This is a genomic window from Tolypothrix tenuis PCC 7101 (assembly GCF_963874875.1).
Taxonomy (GTDB): Bacteria; Cyanobacteriota; Cyanobacteriia; order Cyanobacteriales; family Nostocaceae; genus Aulosira; species Aulosira tenue.
In genome coordinates, this window is record NZ_CAWNJS010000001.1 from 6,167,261 (window position 1) to 6,186,357 (window position 19,097).

16 protein-coding genes are annotated in these 19,097 nt (G+C 39.1%); 4 read left to right on the forward strand and 12 right to left on the reverse strand.

Going from position 1 to position 19,097, the window contains the following annotated elements; genetic code table 11:
- Positions 1-289 precede the first annotated feature (289 nt).
- Positions 290-1,714 (reverse strand): LCP family protein, encoded by a 1,425-nt coding sequence (locus tag AACU25_RS24310; protein ID WP_096580059.1) that lies wholly within the window; start codon positions 1,712-1,714, stop codon positions 290-292.
- A gap of 284 nt (positions 1,715-1,998) precedes the next feature.
- Positions 1,999-2,373, reverse strand: a complete 375-nt coding sequence (locus tag AACU25_RS24315; RefSeq protein ID WP_096580061.1) for a hypothetical protein — start codon at positions 2,371-2,373, stop codon at positions 1,999-2,001.
- A gap of 252 nt (positions 2,374-2,625) precedes the next feature.
- Here AACU25_RS24315 and AACU25_RS24320 point away from each other — a divergent pair, with 252 nt between their 5' ends.
- Positions 2,626-3,801 carry an AI-2E family transporter gene (locus tag AACU25_RS24320; RefSeq protein WP_096580063.1) on the forward strand — a complete coding sequence of 392 codons (1,176 nt, stop codon included), beginning with the start codon at positions 2,626-2,628 and terminating at the stop codon, positions 3,799-3,801.
- 238 nt (positions 3,802-4,039) lie between these two features.
- On the opposite strand, the gene AACU25_RS24325 is transcribed toward AACU25_RS24320, so the two are convergent.
- The gene (locus tag AACU25_RS24325) at positions 4,040-5,368 is read right to left on the reverse strand and encodes a serpin family protein (protein WP_096580066.1); all 1,329 of its coding nucleotides are present in this window, start codon (positions 5,366-5,368) and stop codon (positions 4,040-4,042) included.
- Between the two features lie 638 nt (positions 5,369-6,006).
- A complete protein-coding gene (locus AACU25_RS24330; protein WP_096580067.1) occupies positions 6,007-7,647 on the reverse strand; it encodes a S8 family serine peptidase in 1,641 nt (546 codons plus the stop codon).
- A gap of 286 nt (positions 7,648-7,933) precedes the next feature.
- Here AACU25_RS24330 and rpe point away from each other — a divergent pair, with 286 nt between their 5' ends.
- Positions 7,934-8,641, forward strand: coding sequence for a ribulose-phosphate 3-epimerase (gene rpe, locus AACU25_RS24335; RefSeq protein WP_045868968.1), 708 nt, complete (start codon positions 7,934-7,936; stop codon positions 8,639-8,641).
- A gap of 95 nt (positions 8,642-8,736) precedes the next feature.
- Here rpe and hpsJ-A read toward each other — a convergent pair whose 3' ends face one another.
- The 8 genes from hpsJ-A to AACU25_RS24375 form a co-directional block, all read right to left on the reverse strand.
- Positions 8,737-9,462, reverse strand: coding sequence for an HpsJ-like protein, cyanoexosortase A-associated (gene hpsJ-A, locus AACU25_RS24340; RefSeq protein WP_190445961.1), 726 nt, complete (start codon positions 9,460-9,462; stop codon positions 8,737-8,739).
- Between the two features lie 208 nt (positions 9,463-9,670).
- Complete coding sequence (locus tag AACU25_RS24345; RefSeq protein WP_096580069.1) at positions 9,671-9,850, reverse strand: hypothetical protein; 180 nt, start codon at positions 9,848-9,850, stop codon at positions 9,671-9,673.
- Between the two features lie 630 nt (positions 9,851-10,480).
- Positions 10,481-11,140, reverse strand: a complete 660-nt coding sequence (locus AACU25_RS24350) for a PEP-CTERM sorting domain-containing protein (protein ID WP_096580071.1) — start codon at positions 11,138-11,140, stop codon at positions 10,481-10,483.
- Between the two features lie 728 nt (positions 11,141-11,868).
- Complete coding sequence (locus AACU25_RS24355; protein ID WP_321206848.1) at positions 11,869-12,534, reverse strand: PEP-CTERM sorting domain-containing protein; 666 nt, start codon at positions 12,532-12,534, stop codon at positions 11,869-11,871.
- A 677-nt stretch (positions 12,535-13,211) separates the two neighbouring features.
- A complete protein-coding gene (locus tag AACU25_RS24360; RefSeq protein ID WP_096580076.1) occupies positions 13,212-13,733 on the reverse strand; it encodes a hypothetical protein in 522 nt (173 codons plus the stop codon).
- 217 nt (positions 13,734-13,950) lie between these two features.
- Positions 13,951-14,391 carry a hypothetical protein gene (locus AACU25_RS24365; protein WP_096580077.1) on the reverse strand — a complete coding sequence of 147 codons (441 nt, stop codon included), beginning with the start codon at positions 14,389-14,391 and terminating at the stop codon, positions 13,951-13,953.
- A 265-nt stretch (positions 14,392-14,656) separates the two neighbouring features.
- Complete coding sequence (locus AACU25_RS24370) at positions 14,657-14,839, reverse strand: CsbD family protein (RefSeq protein ID WP_096580079.1); 183 nt, start codon at positions 14,837-14,839, stop codon at positions 14,657-14,659.
- Positions 14,840-15,718: 879 nt separating this feature from the next.
- Positions 15,719-16,189: a hypothetical protein gene (locus tag AACU25_RS24375; protein ID WP_096580082.1), complete on the reverse strand. Its 471-nt coding sequence runs from the start codon at positions 16,187-16,189 to the stop codon at positions 15,719-15,721.
- Between the two features lie 249 nt (positions 16,190-16,438).
- Here AACU25_RS24375 and uvrB point away from each other — a divergent pair, with 249 nt between their 5' ends.
- Together uvrB and AACU25_RS24385 are read left to right on the forward strand one after the other, a co-directional pair.
- Positions 16,439-18,436, forward strand: a complete 1,998-nt coding sequence (uvrB, locus tag AACU25_RS24380; protein WP_096580084.1) for an excinuclease ABC subunit UvrB — start codon at positions 16,439-16,441, stop codon at positions 18,434-18,436.
- A gap of 76 nt (positions 18,437-18,512) precedes the next feature.
- Positions 18,513-19,097: a Uma2 family endonuclease gene (locus AACU25_RS24385; RefSeq protein ID WP_096580086.1), complete on the forward strand. Its 585-nt coding sequence runs from the start codon at positions 18,513-18,515 to the stop codon at positions 19,095-19,097.

Genomic DNA, 19,097 nt, shown 5'->3' on the forward strand with positions numbered 1-19,097 from the left:
AAGGGGAAAAGGATTGAATTCACCCTTACCCCTTTTCCTATTTATATTTTCCTAAAGCACAAGGGAGATGCAAAATACTTATCAGAACCCTATTAAGAGTTTGTCTAAGGAAATGCCAAAAAATAGATTATTAGCAAGTAGGGAACACCCAAAAATTTTTAGGTGTTCCCTACAGATTGAGATTTTTTAAATTCTCAGGTTCCTGAGTAATTAGGAATTATTTAATTTAGGTAGTGCAGCTTGATAATTAAGACTAAATTCATGTCGATAATCAGATTCATAGCATTGCTTAAGGTTGAGTAGATTTTTCTAAAATCTCTTTTTGTTGTACCCAATCTTTACCTACTTGAATACTAATATCGGAACCGAGATTACCAGTACTTTCCACTCTCACTTCACCAAATCCCAAAAGTTGACGAACTAATTCTGCGCTATTGCCATCTCCTTGTTGAGCGACAATGTGAGTGGTATCGAGTGGTTCGCCCCAAGCTTTAGCAACATAAACATTGCGATATCCAGCTTTTTCTAAGGATTTGATTAAAGGACGTAAGCTAGAGCGATCGCCACCTGTGCTATCTTGAATTGCTATCCGCAAATTACCTGGTTCAACATTATTTTCTTCTTGTGCTTGGGCTGATTCCACACCATAATGTTTGGTCATCAATTTAGCAATGGCATTTTTGTTAGGCAACCAATAGCTAGCATCAAACTCATTCTTCTCGCTAAAGCGACCAGGCACCATTAACATTTGCATATTGGAGCGATTGGTTCGCACGCCAAAGCCAACTAATGCCACTAACTCTTCAACTGTCAAGTTAGTATCAATGTATTCTTTAACTACATCTAGCACTTTCGGCATTTGAGCTACAGTTGCAGGATTGAGTGACTGATCCATCAACGCACGCAGCACCATTTGTTGCCGTTGAATTCGTCCAATATCACCCAATTCATCATGACGATAACGAAGTAATTGTAGTGCTTGATCGCCATTAAGATGCTGTTTACCAGCCTTCAAATTGATGTATAGATGTTGAGAATCATCTTGATATTTCATATCCTTGGGAACATAGACTGTAACTCCACCCAAGGCATCAATTAGCTTTGCTACACCCAAAACATTAATGCGGACATAGCGATCGATTGCTACTCCATTTAAGAGATTACTAACTGTTTTTGCAGTTAAGGCAGGCCCGCCTTCAAGATTGGCATGATTAATTTTCTTCACGCCATGTCCTTCTATTTCTGTACGGGTATCTCTGGGAATAGAAAGCATGACCATTTTTTTTGTCTCTGGATCAAATTTGATCAAGAGCATGACATCAGCAAGACCATCAAAGGAGTTTACCTGTGGAAGGTAGCCGAGATTTTTAGCATCAGCAGGAGGGTTCTCGATATCAGGTGGAAGTACGCTCATCCCCATCAGTAAAATGTTCACAGGACGAGTTAATTGTGAAAATCGCAATCCACTGCCAGAAATGCGATCGCCATCAAATACTGCTTCTTCTTGGGGGCTAAGTTGGGCCTGCTGCAAAGGTGTACTGGTTAAAGAAACAGCCAACAGCGCCCCAGCTGTTGCTGAAACCATTGCAATGCCACTCATACCTACCCAAAACCACAACCAACGTCCAGATTTTGAGTTTGGTATACTTCTTTTGCTAGCCTTAGAGTCATTTGCTGATTGGTTTTCTTCCGCCGAAGTTCTTTGAATGGTCACGGACTTCCTCACACTTACTGATCAAATTCGGTACATTTGCAAACTAATAAATATGCAGACAAATCAAATCATAATAGCTAATTCTTAATTATCAGTGCTTAGTTTTTAAATGTTGTGTCAACCACAACACTTATAGCAGTCTTTTGCTTTTTTCAGCAGAAATTAAATATTGTGTTATTGCAGTATGACAACAATAAACCAGTTTGACCAGATCTCTTCAGAGATAATCTTTAAATTAGCAAAAAAAATCAGTAATAATACTGACTGAAGTATTTCTGAGAATATTAAGACATATACTTCCCTAAAACTCGCTCTGCTAAACGGCTAAACCCTGGCAAACGGTGAGACTTCCCCTGAATGATGCGAAAAATTAACCAGACATTTACCAAAAAATAACCAGAAGTTAGAAAGCTATTGAGAATTAATAGACGCAGGGCGAAAAAATCTGAAGTTGTGGCCCCTGTTGCTAATAGAATGTATGCCAAAAACCAAGTAAATGCCAAAGTAATAGACAGACGGCTAGTAGCTAGTTGTTCCCGGCTTCCTTGACGACGATATAGTGTCCACAGCGCCGGAAAAAAGCCAATAACTGGAATTAAATACACAACTAGCTGTAATTTAGGAGAGGCATCAGTAATTGGGGATTGGTCATTGGTCATTTGTTATTTGTCCTTTGGTAGTTGTCAAGGGTTGGAGAGACGCGATTAATCGCGTCTGTACAAGAGTCAAAAGTTATTTATCTTTGCCAATTACCTATTACCCATTAGCCATTACCCAGTCCCGTGAAGGAAAAATTTTCCATTTGGGTGAGTCTAATCCTAAACTAGGAGGATGAAAGACAGTGATGTAGTTAGAGATAATTAGGTTGTAAAGCAGAATTTTATTTAGTTCTATCCTGTAATCGGCTAAAGATGCAGACACGCAAGCTACTCGACTGGTGGGAAACACTAACACCCATAGCGCGCACCGGAGCGATCGCACTATTCATTCCGTTGCTAGTACTTAATGGTTGGGCGATTTCGGCAATTTTCAATTACTTTCATTCGTTAATTGTGATTTTAGTCGGAGCCTCAGTGCTAGCTTTTCTGCTGAACTACCCTGTTAGCTGGATGGAGCATCATGGTGCTAGGCGAGAGCCGATTGCTATTTTAGTATTTCTTTTGGCTTTATCAATTTTATTGGCGTTGGGTGTTACCCTATTTCCCCTAGCTCTTACCCAGGCTCAACAACTCGTGGCTCGTTTACCCGAGTTGATTGACTCAGGACGCTCCCAGTTAATGATGTTAAATGAGAAAGCAGAGGTTTTTGGCTTGCCAATTAACCTGGATGCTCTAGTCGTGCAAATAAACGATCGCGTCAAGGGACAATTGCAAGCGATCGCGGGACAAGTTCTCAATTTAGCTGTAGTCACAGTCACTAGTCTATTGGACTTTGTCTTGACAATGATTTTGACTTTTTATCTGTTACAGCATGGGGGGGAACTCTGGGAAAGTTTGGTGGAATGGTTACCTACAAAAGTTCGTGAGCCTTTTTCGCAAACAGTACGCCTGAGCTTTCAAAATTTCTTTATTACCCAGCTAATTTTATCTACCTGTATGGCATCGGCACTCATCCCCACGTTTTTGTGGTTGAAAGTGCCGTTTGGTCTGTTATTTGGCTTAACAATTGGGATTATGGCCCTCATCCCCTTTGGCGGTTCTGTGGGTATCGCCTTGACTACCTTATTAGTATCGCTGCAAGATTTTTGGATGGGAGCCAGAGTGTTAATGGCTGCGGTGATTGTACAGCAAATTCTCGAAAACTTAATTGCTCCTCGAATTTTAGGCAGCTTTACGGGTTTAAACCCCGCCTTGGTGGTAATTTCAGTATTAACAGGGGCGAGAATTGGAGGTCTTCTAGGTGTAATTGTGGCAGTACCAACAGCTGTGGTGATTAAAACTGCTTTAAGCGTGATTCGTCCCACATCCTTGAGCAGCGATACTGATGAATATACAAATTCCAGCGAAAAAGCTACACCCGCAACCGAAGAACCCCCAAAACCTGAAGCGAAAAACCCCTTGAGCATCTCAGAAGCTACTTCACCGTAGGCAATTAATTATCGAGAAACTAAGTTATTCTTTGTTGTGTCAGCAGAGGAAGCAGAGGCGGAAGACTGCGATCGACTTCTTCACTTTCAAAATTGGATAATTTTAAGTTCTAGAATTTCCTGTACAAAAGTTTGCTCGAAAATTCAGGACTCCAGTCATGAATAAGACTGATGCAAAATTATGGATTTTGAATTTTGTAGACGCGCTTGGCAGCAAGGTATCTTGAGTTATGAATCAATTACTGTGGCTCCATGATTGAACCCATAAACAAGACACTTCCTGTTTGATTATCGCGAATAGCACAGAAGAAGGGACGGTCAACAATCATTTTGAATGGTTCTGTGGGTGGAGCCGCAGATGTGAGCGTAATTGCTACTGAGGTAGCCGCAGCTGCTTCGGTACCTTCTTCATTCACTTCCACAAAGGTTTTATGCTTCACCTGGCTAATGGCAAGGTTTTTACCGATACCAGCAAAATTAGCTTGGTTACTAAAAGCCTCCCCCATACCTAAAGCTTTGAGTGCATCGTTGAGTGTAACGTCGTAGTCTGTCTTAAATTTAGGTAACCGAATTGACCCCTCGCGCTTTCTAAATTGAGCCATCCAGTTTTCCCAGTTTTCTGCATTCAAGCTTTGATAGAAGGTTTTCAGGTTGGAGTTTTGTTTAGGTAAAAAGATATAAAGACTAACTTTTCCATCTTTACCATAAGGCAAACTTACAGCCTGAAATTGGTCATTTTCTTGGTATCGATAATCGCCGTCTTGTGACATCATCGGGTGTTGCTTCTGCTGACCTGATGCTAGGTAAAAAGGTAAGGTAGCAGTTTGACTTTTATCAAATTCATTGCTCCATTTGCCTTTAAAATATATGGCATTAATCAGAAAAAGTACTTGATCAGGTTGAATTTGCTCGACTATCTTGGTAATTTTCCCTTGTGTATTATCCTTGACCCAGTTATTGATGATGTTGGGTGCTTCAGCATCTTGAAAATTTAAACTCGTCACCTGGGCATTATAGAAATCCTTGTTTCTCTTGAGGAAATCTGACTGAAAACTCGTGTTTTGATTTGCCCACAGGGAGTTAGCAATAGTCAGTTGCACATTAGCATCAGGATTTTCTAATAGCTTCTTTAATGCTGCGTAAGAGGAATTGATTTCTAATAGATTCATCCCCTGTAACTCCAGGGTTCTCGCCATAGCTTTTTGCGTAGAACCACTGGCTCCGTTGTAGGTCATCGCCAAAGCGATCGCCACACTTGAAGGGGAAACAAAAACGTTCTTTTCACCATTTTCATTTTTCAATAATTCAGAAAATAGTTTGAAGCCGAATTTGTTGTTAGCATTAACTAGTTTTGTATCTGGGTTGACAGTTTTTTTTTGCACAGGAGACTCGGAATTCGGCAAACGAGATTGGGCCATAGCACTCGTATCACTATTGATTTGAGAACAGCCGAGAACACCGAACAGCACAACGCTAGCAGCCGCCAGCACGTAACGTCTTCCTAATCGAACACCGTAACGTCTTTGGAGGAAATTATCTTTCACACCACTCAATTTCTGCCGATTCATTCTGCTACCTCGTTCGCCATTAATTTTTAGCTGTCTTTGAAAGTTGACGCTAAATGATGTGTCAAGTGTTAACTATGGCATTTACAGAAGCAGAAAACCGGGTCTGTTACAGTTTTGGTAACAGCAAATAATTTGCAGGAAAGCTGTAAAACTTTTATAAGCTAGGCTAATTGAGACGGCTACACAGGCCCAGGATTCTCAAATATTTCCTGCTTTTTAGATAAACGTATTTTAGACTACAAAACCACCCAATGTCCTCTGTTTCTTGGGTTGCTGGTCATCAATAAATTTCATTGTTTGCTGTTGAATTTTATGCAAAGCTTCTATGGTGGAATTTAGACTTTGCATATTAGCAATCTCTGATACATTATAGCTGAAAACAAGTACAAATACTCTACTAATTACGCTCAGTTTTCGAGATCAATCTGTTTGTAGAATTGATAAAAATACTCACTGATTTGCCAATTCATCAGATAGCATATATATGAGTTTAGGGTATGTAGGTTAATACCCATCATTAAGAAGCGCCAAAGGTGAAAAGAAGAAGCAAAATTTGGCTTGCAATCACAGATAATTTTAGAGGCACAATATATTGTGCCCCTACTCGGATACTTGATTGACTTTAGGATTTGCAATTGTTAATTGCCAGATGGTGGCTGATTGGGAATTGTGATTGCTCCAGTGGCACTAGTGGGTACAGTCCACCAAGCTAAACCGTAAGCTTGAGTAGGCTCGTTAACTTGTTGGCGCATTTGCACGCGGATTTTATAATTGCCATTTGCGGGAATCGGGCAGAAAATATGTTCTACACTATCAACTTGGCTAACAGATGAGCAAACAGTAGCCGCATCTTGATTTTGACCATCAGCTTTGACAAGATACAGGTCAAGATTATTCAAACCGCGATCGCGGAAACTATCTCCCACATCATAAAGGTCATTTTTATTGCGATCGTTGAGTTCTACCAACCTGTCCCAAGTCAAAGTAATCGCCACAAAACTTCCTTGCTTTAACGGTTTTGCTAGGGCATATTCTACAGGTGCAACTGCATCTACTGTGTGGTAATCCCAACCAATAGCAGGTACAGGAGTTGAAGGTTGCCATTGACCTGGGCTAAATTGCTGATAAGCGCGAAATGCATTCAAATGACCAGCTCCCATTTGCGAATCTAAGGGAATTTTGGGGTCTTGATAAGCATCCGAAGCTAGCCAATCTTTATTTTGTTTATCAATGATTGTGCGCGTCATTCCCAACCGCAAACCGTCACCACTATCTTGAATTTTGTCGGCGGAATTCATCAAGACAGCTTTCATTACCTGATGACGACGAGAATCAATGCTCCAATTGAGTTGTTTTTTTCGCAACTGGCGATCGCCAAATTCCTGCAATAAAGCAACGGTAGCTGTGACGTGCGGCGCTGCAAAACTAGTCCCTGTAACCTTATTCAGTTTGCCATCGGGATTGAGCAGCGCAATATTACTACCAGGTGCAACTATGCTAATAGCACGCCTTGCATCAATATTAAATTCCTTACCTGCTAGCCTAGCAGTTGCTCCTTGGCTAGCACCAGCCAGATTAGAAACATCAACTTTATTAAAAATCCCTCCCCGTCGGGATGAAAAAGCCACGTTCATGGCATTAAAATTATCTGTAGGAATAGGAATACCGCCTTTACCCTGGTTACCCGCAATCGCATATACAACATCATGAACGCGACTAGACCAGTCAATACATAGCGTCAGTAAAGCATTGCCATCTAAAACAGCCTCTGGACGCGGATCGCGATTGAGCGGTTCGCCAAAGCTAAAATTAATTGCACGAACATCACCACCATTTTGTAAGGCAATATGTTGTGCTGATATACATTCTTCCGGTTGACCCATGTTTTTAGTTGAGCCAACAGCCGAAGAATAAAGTTTTGCTTCTGGCGCAACTCCCGGCCAAGCTTTATCTTTACTGACCATCACACCAGCAACATTATAGGCGTGGGGGTCAACGCCACTATTAGATTGAGCAGGGCCATTGCGTAAAAAAACTGCGGCTAGAGATATAGCACGATTTTTAGACACTGCTTTATCCCAACCAAACATTCCCGGTCGTCCGATTTCCACCTGACCAATAGCAATTTTGCGCCCGCTTAAATTATAAGGAGCTTGGTGTAACCTTAAAGCATCAATGCCATTGGTGCCAAAAGAAGTTTCATAAACCGCAGCCACTACCGGCCAACTTAAACAAGAAGCACCTAATCCCCAAATTATCCAAGTTAGTTTTTTAGTCATTTGTTATTTGTCATTTGTTATTTGTCATTGGGTAATTGGTAATTGGTAATTGGAGTTGGGTGTTTGGTCTTGGTAATTTACCCTCATCCCCTTTATCCCCCAATACTACAAGGTTTTTTCTTTCCCTTTTCCCATTCCCCTTTTTCCCCTTAACCGACAAGTATTGCCTCATCACCAATCCCCAATCCCCAATCCCCAATCCCTTGCCCGGGATCAAATTTATGAGCGATCGCTCAATATTTTGTTACAATACTTACAGACGAGGATGCTTGAAAACCCACTAGCCATGACCCAAAACCGATCTCAAAAGCCCATTGTTATTTCTCCATCTATCTTATCAGCCGATTTTAGCCGTCTTGGTGACGAAGTCCGTGCTGTAGATGCTGCTGGAGCTGATTGGATTCATGTTGATGTAATGGACGGTCGTTTTGTACCTAATATTACGATAGGCCCTCTGGTTGTGGAGGCGATTCGTCCGGTAACCACAAAGCCATTGGATGTCCATTTGATGATTGTGGAACCAGAAAAATATGTTGAAGGCTTTGCTAAAGCTGGTGCTGATATTATTTCAGTCCATGCTGAACACAATGCTTCCCCACACCTACACCGTACTCTGGGACAAATCAAAGAACTCGGTAAACAAGCTGGAGTTGTACTTAATCCCTCCACACCTTTAGAACTAATTGAATATGTACTAGACCTTTGTGATTTAGTACTTATTATGAGCGTCAACCCTGGTTTTGGCGGTCAAAGTTTTATCCCAACAGTAGTACCCAAAATCCGCAAGCTGCGTCAAATGTGTGACGAACGCGGTCTTGATCCTTGGATTGAAGTTGATGGTGGGCTAAAAGCCAATAACACTTGGCAAGTTTTAGAAGCTGGTGCTAATGCGATCGTTGCAGGTTCAGCTGTATTTAACGCTCCAGATTATGCTGAAGCAATTACAGCAATTCGTAATAGCAAGCGTCCTACACCAGAATTAGCTAAAGTTTAATTCTTAACAAGTTAACCATACTTGATAAAACATAAATAGGGTGGGCAATGCCCACCCTATTTTATAGCTTAAGGCGCTGAAAATTTTTGTTTTAATTACCGACTAATTCTTGCCCATTGGGTTGCTTTCCAAAAGCTAAAAAATAAAGTTGCAGAAACTAAAGCGCCAAGATTCCATTTCACAGAATTTTTGATTAAAGTGAGTTTCTGGGAAGATTCTGTGGCTTGTGCTTGAGTCTTAATTTGTGATTTGACCCTAGTTACTTCTGATAAGATTTGGGTTTTTACTTCCTGAGGGCTTTTACCATCTAATGAACGCCCTTGTTCCCTTAATATATTACCTATTTGTTCTGGAGTAGCCTGATTTAATCTTTGTTCTACTTGTTCTGCTTGAGATATTTGTTGTTTAGATGCATTGCTAATTTGAGCTGCACTCTGCTTACTCAAACGAACAGTATTACCAACTCCCAAAGGAATCATTAACAAAAATACGACTGCTAATAATAAAGTTAACCAAGATATTAGCTTTAAACTCAGAAATTCCCATTTGTTGCGAGAATGCATCTCTCCATAAAATACCAGTGCTAACCCAATTAAAGGTACAGGTACTCTTTCAACCAGCGATCCAAAAGTTTGAAATTCCCACGCAGGATTCATAAAATTGGGTGGGACAAACATCTCAACCACATCGAATAATGCTAATATCAGCAGTCCATAGCCAAGCATTCGTAAAATCTTCGTTGACCCTGTTTGACTAAAAGCAAACTCCTGTAGTTCTTGCACCAATCCGGGAATGAATTTATCACTACTTGATTTTGTCATGTTCCTAGCACAATAAAAAGAAAGATTTGAAAAGACGAGACTCCCAGGTTTGCGATCAAGGTGTTGCTGCGATTATTTCAAATAACACCAGACGGTTGCTAAAACATTCTAGTTATAGAAATTAGCAAATATATTTCTTTTGCATAAAACCTTAATCTGGTGTTCACCCTGATTTACTCCTGATAAGGAGAAATTGATCATCTGCATATCAGCGTAAAACTATGTAATTGTCATCTTCAAACGATGCAATAGCGTGAGATTCACTCCTCAACTGTTCTGATTTTGGCTTTTCTATAGTTGTAGTCAGCAAAACCTTCACTAAAACTAACAGTACTCCACCTAAAGTGAGAGCCAAAATTATAATTCGCAGTTGTTTCCGCAGATCCATTACCTTGAAAACTCCGCAACATCCTAAATTTGCTAATTTCTACTGTAGACGCACGAAAAGGTAAAATGACCCCAAAACTAACACCGCGATCGCCACTACGGGAAAATGTATAAAAGCTAATGGTAGTTATATCCCTGGTAAAGCCCCGATCAACCCTATTCGATAACAAAACATGAGGTAACTCATATAGGTTTGGTTACGGCTGTAGTTGATTTTTTACGTAATTATCCTGAAAATGCCGTAATTATCATTACGTGTAACCTATTTATAATCAAGAATTTTATTTGATTTTTATCAAATCTTTAAATTCCCTATATTTTATAAACTTAGGGTATTTTATACCACAATTCAAACTGTATAAGGATTGCCAATAATAAGTAAATGCTTTTTTCATATAAAATTTGTGTAAATCTCTTCTTCGAGATAATAAGTAAAGTACGATTTTATACTTATAATCAAGTCACTCTTGATTACTATGGGTTTTACAAGCAATTCTAGCTTACAGTAAGAAGTGCATAGGAATAGGTGCCAAGTATTAAGTAATAAATTTTACTACTCAATTATTAAGCACCTAAAACCCATCACATATGTTGATTTGTACGCAACTAATGTATAGTTGCAGTTTCTAGCTTATGCTTTGGCTATAGCTTTTTGTTGTTGCTTTTGTTTGCGACGTAAAATCACACCAAAACCTGCTGCTGTTAAAGTACCTAAAATAGTCACAGGCTCAGGGACATTAGCAGATTGATTATAAGTAAAGTTATCAAGCGCAAAATGCTCGCCACTACCGAAATAACCTGCATTAATACCACCAAAGGAGGTAAATCTTAGATTATCAATACCAAGGAAGTTAAAATTAAACAACGTCGCAGATGTAGAATCTACTGTTACTGTTTGTGAATATTTTGTTACTCCATTTAGGAAACCTTCCACAACAATATTTAGCCCATTATTCCAAGCACTTGTCAGATAAGCACTATTGAAGTCAAACTGACTATTATTAATACTTACAGAAGCTGGAAATCCATACGCATTATATGCGACGTTTGGATTTGAAACTGTTCCATTGTTATAGCCAGATGGTACATACTGGGAACCGCTAAGAGTATAAAAATTATCCCAATTAAATCCTTGGTAACCATTGGGGATAGGGCTTCCACTAGACAGATCATCAAAGTTGATTACAACTGCTTTTGCTTGGCTTGTGCTTAAGGTTACTGCTGCTACAGAAGTCAGTACTACTAAGGTACAACCCCGCATTAAATTCTTTCTTATTGCAAATTTGGTCATTGAGCTAACTCCTAGCTAGGATTACATAGATGTAAGGTTGATGGTAGATATACCCATGCTTAGAGTTTGTCAGCATCAAAAACACCACAAAGTAATTACATATCAAAGCTTTTGAGCAAAGCAATGTGTCTACGTGTTGCAACAACAAGTAGTATTGGAAATAAATTATGTATCGATTATTACTTTTGTCCGTTGCTTGATACTAGAGGCTTCTAATGTTGTGATTTTTACATATTCAAAGCGTATTTGCCACATTAAATAAACACATTTATAAAATCTTTACTCATTCATTGTGTATTTAATAATACTATCAGGCAAGCTGAAAAGCCCAATAAAGTTAGCTTTATACATATTTCATCAGGGCTATTTTATACCTTTATATATAAAGAGTATATGAATTAACTTTAGTAGCTGAATAATACTATGAGTCTTATCGATATTCTTGGGATGCTTCCGTACAGATTTTTATTGGTACGCAGCTATAGATACCGTCTGTGAATTATTAACACACAATTGACGATCTACACTTTTTTTAAAGTGTAGATCGTCAACCAAACCAACTTATACCACTTCAAAATTAGCAAAGCCAGATAATAGGCTTTCTGATTATGTATCTGTTGCTGAATTTTTAGAGAATTGATATTACGCAAAAATTGGTTTTTTGCACTTGAAAATATAAATTTATTTTCACCAAAAAATCCAATATTTATCTAGTTACAGACTCTAATTTAGGCTTTAGCTGTACCTTTTTGTTCCTGCTTTTTTTTGCAACGCAAAGTCACGCCGAAACCAGCTGCTGTCAATGTACCCAATATGGTTAAAGGTTCGGGAACAGATTTAGACTCATTATAGGTAAAGTTATCAAGCACAAAATGCGTACCACTACCGTTATAACCTGCATTAACACCACCGTAAGAAGTGAATTTTAGATTATCAATGCCAATAAAGTCGAAATTAAACAATGTAGGGGAAGTAGACCCTACATTTATAGTTCGTGAATACTTTGTAGACCCTTGGAATAAACCCTCTATCAGAATATTTAGCCCATTGTTCCAAGCGCCTGTAAGATAAGCACTGTTGAAATCAAACTGACCAGAATTAATACTTATAGAAGCGGGATCTCCACCTGAATTAAATGCAACGTTTGGATTTGAAACTGTTCCGTTTTTATAGGCTGATGGGTCGAAATAATTAGCACTATTTAAATATGCAAAATTATTCCAGCTAAATCCCTTATATCCATTTTGTATCCAGTCTATATTCCCGGGCAGATCATCAAAATCTATGACTCCGGCTTGCGCTTTGCCTATGCTCAGTATTCCTGCGATCGCAGTAGTCAAAACTGCTAAGGTACTAACCTGCATTAAATTCTTCTTGATTGCTAATCTGGTCATCAAGCTAACTCCCATTAACAGATAAAGGTTGATGGTAGATGAACCCTGAAGTAAAATTAGCTACCATTGACTCCGAGTTTGCTGTCAACGATGAGTAGCTCATTAGCTGATAAACACAACTACCGTTGAAGATAGCGTCATTGTTGAATTTCGATTTTGTCTGCTTTTTTCGTCAAAATCAGCAAACTGATTTTTTTATTATTGTATAAATTTTAAATTACTTAGAAGTAATTACTTATGTTTACAAAAACTTTAAAATGAGTTTTTATACTTTACTTAATCTTAATACAAACCAAAGCTATACAGGTAAAGTACTTTCATATTTAACGTTGAGTATTTTGTCTATCAGTATATAAATTCTTGGTGAATTTACTCTTGGTAATGAATAAAATCGGTATATATGCAAGTATAATTCTGAGCTTAAAAACATAAATTCGCTAATCAGCGTATAAGCAGCATACAAGCAAGACTGTTTACACAGTGTTCCTGTAGGGTAGTTGTGATCATATTTTGGACTGTAAAAGTATTGACAAACTGAGCTTTTTAGCGCTCCATCCGTCGCCATCATTTTTTAAATTGCTAAGAATGCGATAGAAAGAGCCTGAAATGAACAAAAAAGGTGGGTTTTGCCCCACCTAGTTTTGACTATGTACGATATTCAATCGAGAATGAAGTAATTACTTATGTCTACCTAACCACTTGGCTGCGGCAATACCGATAATGCCTGCAACCACCGGATTACTGAGAAACTTAATAATTCCCGGTTGCTCTGCCAATACCTCACGGAAAATATCAGGGTGATTGTGATAGACAAAAGATGCAAGTTTGCTGACATCATCAGCGCTCATGCGGCTGGCATGATGAGTAGAAAGTCTTAGTTGTTGCTCTAGATGACGTTCATCCAGTCCTCTTTCCTTAAGATGCTTGAAAAAGGCTCTTGCGACATCATCTCGTTCATTGGGTTTAATTTGTGCGATCGCCTGTTGTAATTCCGGCTCCATTTGGCTAGCGGGAATTTTGTCTGGATGTAAAGACCGACCAAATAATTGACGACGCTGGTCTGTAGTGGTGCGTTGAGCAAAATCGTCAAAGTTTTCGTATTCGGTCGTTGAATCGGTTTTGAGATCATCTAAAGATTCGACATTTCCCTTTGCCAAATCTTTCATAATTTCACGCCTGTACTGTTCGCTGCTGGTCACTTTGGTTTTCTCCTTTTTCCGGTATATTATTTAATCCCCTAAAATTCCGAAAAATTTTAGCTATTTGCAGGGATTAAGCTTGCTTTTGGCTTTTATTGCCAATTCATGCTAAATTGTGATCTGTTGTGGTAGCTTGAAATTAATGAGATTGCTTCCCTTCACTGCGTTCTGGTCGCAATGACAGATACGACATTTGATTGCAACTTGGTGTCAGCTATTAGGTGTACTGAATTTGGCTAGTTTGAGTGTCGTACTTAGCGGTGACGATCAGTTTTTTATCGGGAGCATAAATCAAAACTGTTAAGTCTTGATTGGGGAAATTCTTGCGAAAGCCTTGTACTAAAGATTTTGCTAAAGGTCGCACTTCATTAGGACGCACATCTGGTGAAATAACAACGCCTAGTTTGTTGTTATCGCGTACATAGGCATCTTTAATTAATCCTTGAGATGTTTGCACAACCCAATTACCAAAACTTTGTCCTGAAGGACTATTGCCACGCTCTAATTGTGCATAAGCAACATCTCGACCTATAGCAGGGGTACTGGTTGAGCGGTCAAGTTGAGCAACGTTACTACCACCACAGGCAGTAGTAATTGTTAGAACCAAAATCAAGATGCCAGCCATCAAGATTTTGCGACTCTGCTGGAGCAGAATCATGTGTTTACCTCCTAAGAAATATTGCAGATTAATTGAAATACAGCAGCTTTTCACGCCGAATTGATAATTTTTATTAGCCTATCTTTAAAAATATTCTCAATATTAAAATGCTCAAGAGTTCGCTCAAGATAGGCTATAATACCCCTACTATTTCCATTGATAGAGATAGTAGAGGTATTAAGAGATTAATAACCAGCCTTGATTTTCGCATTAGTTATATAAATCTATTTTCTACTCCCTATAACTAATGCAAAAATAATTAGCTCTAGTCAAGCTTTTTCTTGACGTTGTCTTTTACATCTTCAATGCCATGACGAACTTCACTTTCAGCTTGTTTAGCTTTGCCTTCAGCCTTATCTTCTGGGTCTCCAGTAATGTTGCCTAAAGCTTCTTGGGCTTTACCTTCAATATTTTTACCTGCAGCTTTTGCACGATCCTCTATACTCATTTTGTACTCCTTAATTTAATAGGGATTTGTTGCAAATTTCGGTTGCAACTCTCAACTTTTTTGTTGACTTTTACAAGGTAGCTTAATCTTTTCTCCCTAGCCTTCCACCACAGGATATATTAACTACCTATGCTGAAAGAGAGATAATATAATCTAAAAATTAGATTGAATTGTGTAGAATTAGCCTATGTATTTAATATGAATCCATTTTATAAGAGTGAGACCCATACAATTCTACAGGATGTATTTAATTGTTTAAATTAGCAAATTCATAACTATCAGGACTTACGCAACTGGCACAGTGATTCTCTGGCATAAGAGTCAATAGTCAAGAGTCAAGGGTCAAAAATTTAGATTTTTGGACTCTTGACATTTGAACGCCAGTTCACTCAACGGAGGGAACCTCCGCACGTGACTGGCTCCCCTGGACAAACCCAAACGAAAAAAATATGACACTTGCGTACGTCCTAACTATTATTAACAATTAGAAAATAGTTTTTACTCTAAAATAGAGAATATTATATTATGGTTTTTCTACTAGAATCATATCTTCAGATAGCAATGATAGTAGAAAAATTATCAATTTAAAAGTTCTATTATTGTGTATGTAGACATCGTTTATTTGTGTTTAAATATATTGAATATTTATCGATATAAAACTTATAATGAGTATACTGTCTTGCTAAGGCTGAAAGTTTCTAAACTCTATTTGAGGTGCTAAATTGGCAGACTATTATCGCGCATAAATTACGAATATATGGTCTGTGTCTATCTTCTAAACACGAGGGCATTTTTTCCTAATAAGTCTATATTTAAAATAAATAAACCCGGTTTCTGGCAAGAACCGGGTTTATAAAATTATGAAAATGATTGTTATATCTAATCTAGAAAACCCATTAGATTTTCGGAATTGTCAATCTCATTTGATGCTATCGGACGGTTACCGAATGTTGAGTAACTCTCAGAAATTACCAATGAACTTGAGCTAACTGGGCGAATACCAGAGAGATTAATACTTTCAACAACTTGGAATGTATTAGCACCAATTGGACGAATACCCATTGCGTTATAGGTTTCAACAACTTCTAATGTACTGGTGCTAACGGGACGCACTCCAGCAATGGAGAGTTTTTCAGCAACTTCTAAATCACTAGCACCTATGGGACGAATTCCAGATATTGCGAGTGTTCCTGGAGTTTCGTTCTGCACTGGCTTCTCTGTACCTTGTTCGACTTTATCTGTATTCAAGCTATTACCCTGATTATTTTCTACTTCCACTGTACTTTCTCCTTTTAGCTTGGCACGCTTTTGTCGAGGACTGACTGCTTTGCCAGTGCTACTAATTGTCATATCTGAACTCCTCCGGTTTGTTAAGTGGTTTTTACAATAATTAAACTGACATGAATTTTTTTGTATATATGAGAGTTTAACCTTAAAAAACCAGAGATAGGTATAATTATCTTCAAAAAGTACACATAAGTAAATGCTATAAGTAAAAATTTATAAATAAAGATTGCCATATATTCGTTTACCTAATCTGGTTCCACGAGTGCATAGTCTGATCGTTACTATGGGAAAGGGTATTTCTGGCACAACTGTATGACAGAATTTAGTCTGCAAGCTCCCTTTAGTCCAACAGGCGATCAACCGCAAGCGATCGCACAATTAGCAGCTAGTATTAAAGCTGGGAATCGCTATCAAACTTTACTGGGTGCTACAGGAACTGGTAAGACATATTCAGTAGCAGCAGTAATTGAGAAAGTTGGTAGGCCTACCTTGGTGCTAGCGCATAACAAAACGTTAGCTGCACAGCTTTGTAACGAGTTGCGGGAATTCTTTCCCAATAACGCCGTTGAGTATTTCGTGAGTTACTACGATTATTATCAACCGGAAGCGTACATTCCTGTAACCGATACTTATATTGAGAAAACAGCTTCGATTAATGATGAAATAGATATGTTGCGACATTCAGCCACGCGATCGCTTTTTGAACGTCGTGATGTGATTGTGGTTGCTTCTATTAGCTGCATCTACGGTTTAGGAATGCCGGCTGAATATTTCAAAGCTGCTATACCCTTACAAATTGGCATGGAAGTAAACCAACGCCAGATTTTGCGAGACTTGGCATCTGTGCAGTATAGCCGCAACGATTTAGAAATGGGCCGCGGTAAGTTTCGTGTCCGGGGTGATGTCTTAGAAATTGGCCCTGCCTACGAAGACCGCATTATTCGGGTAGAATTTTTTGGCGATGAAATTGATGCAATTCGCTATATTGACCCCGTGACAGGTGAAATTATTAATAGCCTGCAAGCAGTCAATATCTACCCTGCACGTCACTTTGTCACCCCAGAAGAACGTTTAGGGGTGGCTTGTGATGATATTGCGGCTGAATTAAAACAACGCAAAGCCGAATTAGAAGAAGCAGGAAAATTATTAGAAGCGCAACGCATAGATCAGCGCACTCGCTATGACTTAGAAATGTTGCGCGAAGTTGGTTACTGTAACGGCGTAGAAAACTATTCGCGCCACCTCGCGGGTAGACAAGCAGGGGAACCACCAGAATGTTTAATTGATTATTTTCCTAAAGATTGGCTGTTAGTTATTGATGAATCTCACGTGACAGTACCGCAAATTCGTGGGATGTATAACGGCGACCAAGCGAGGAAGAAAGTGTTAATTGAACATGGATTTCGCCTTCCCAGTGCTGCTGATAACCGTCCATTAAAAGCAGAAGAATTTTGGCAAAAGGTAAATCAATGTATTTTCGTTTCCGCCACCCCAGGAACTTGGGAATTAGAAATTTCTGATAGCAATATAGTTGAGCAAGTAATTCGACCAACTGGTGTTATTGATCCAGAAATTTTCGTGCGTCCTACAGAAGGACAAATTGATGATTTACTAGGAGAAATTAAAGACAGAGTTGACCGTCACGAAAGAGTTTTGGTAACTACCTTAACTAAGCGGATGGCGGAAGATTTAACAGAATATTTGGAAGACAACGGCATTCGCGTCCGCTATTTGCATTCAGAAATTAACTCCATTGAACGGATTGAAATTTTACAAGATTTGCGCTCAGGCAAGTTTGATGTCTTAGTGGGAGTCAACTTATTGCGGGAAGGTTTGGATTTACCAGAAGTTTCCCTCGTAGCCATCATGGATGCAGATAAAGAAGGATTTTTGCGCGCTGAACGTTCTTTAATTCAAACAATTGGTAGAGCTGCACGTCATATTAAGGGACAGGCAATCATGTATGCTGATAATCTCACAGATAGCATGATTAAAGCCATTGAAGAAACAGATAGAAGGCGGGGAATTCAAACGGCTTATAACCGAATGCATGGGATTACACCTCAGCCAATTGTGAAAAAATCAAGTAACGCGATTTTGTCTTTTTTAGATGTTTCGCGACGGTTAAATGCTACAGATTTAAAAGTAGTAGATGAACATATCGATGAACTACCCCTAGAAGATATTCCCGACTTGATTGCTAAACTCGAAGCGCAGATGAAAGAAGCCGCGAAAAAACTAGAATTTGAAGAAGCAGCAAATTTGCGCGATCGCATTAAGCACCTGCGGGATAAAATGCTAGGACATTAGTTAGAGATTCAGGATAGCAATTAAGAGCAAGCTCTTTTTTCGCTATCCTAGATAAAAATGATCGTTACCTAATCCAATGGTTGCTTTACCTGATCGCATTTTCATGAGTGCTGAACAATATCTAGTTTGGGAACCCACCCAAGAACTACGCTACGAATATTGGGATGGCGAAGTCGTGGCGATGAGTGGTGGTACGCGCAACCATAATCGGGTGTCTGCAAATTTTTTTAAGCTTTTAGATGATGCCTTAGGCGATCGCTCTTGTGAAGTATATATTGTAGATGTCAAAGTGCAGGTAGAACCAGGACAACAGTATTTTTATCCCGATGTGGTGGTAACTTGCGATGAGCGAGATACCGATCCACAACTGGTGCAATTTCCCTGCATAATTATCGAAGTGCTTTCACCTTCAACAGAAGCAGCCGATAGGGGGAAAAAGTTTGCCAAATATCGCCAATCTCCAACTTTGCAGGAATATGTGTTGGTACAAGTCACTCAGCCTGGTGTAGAAGTGTTTCGGCGCAACGAACAGGGGAAATGGGTGCTTTCCGAATATAGTTTGGATGATAAATTACGCCTGGAATCGGTGGATGTAGAAATTGCGATCGCGGATTTGTACCGCCAAGTTCAGTTGGAAACAAAAGCCAATCCTAATAATTAG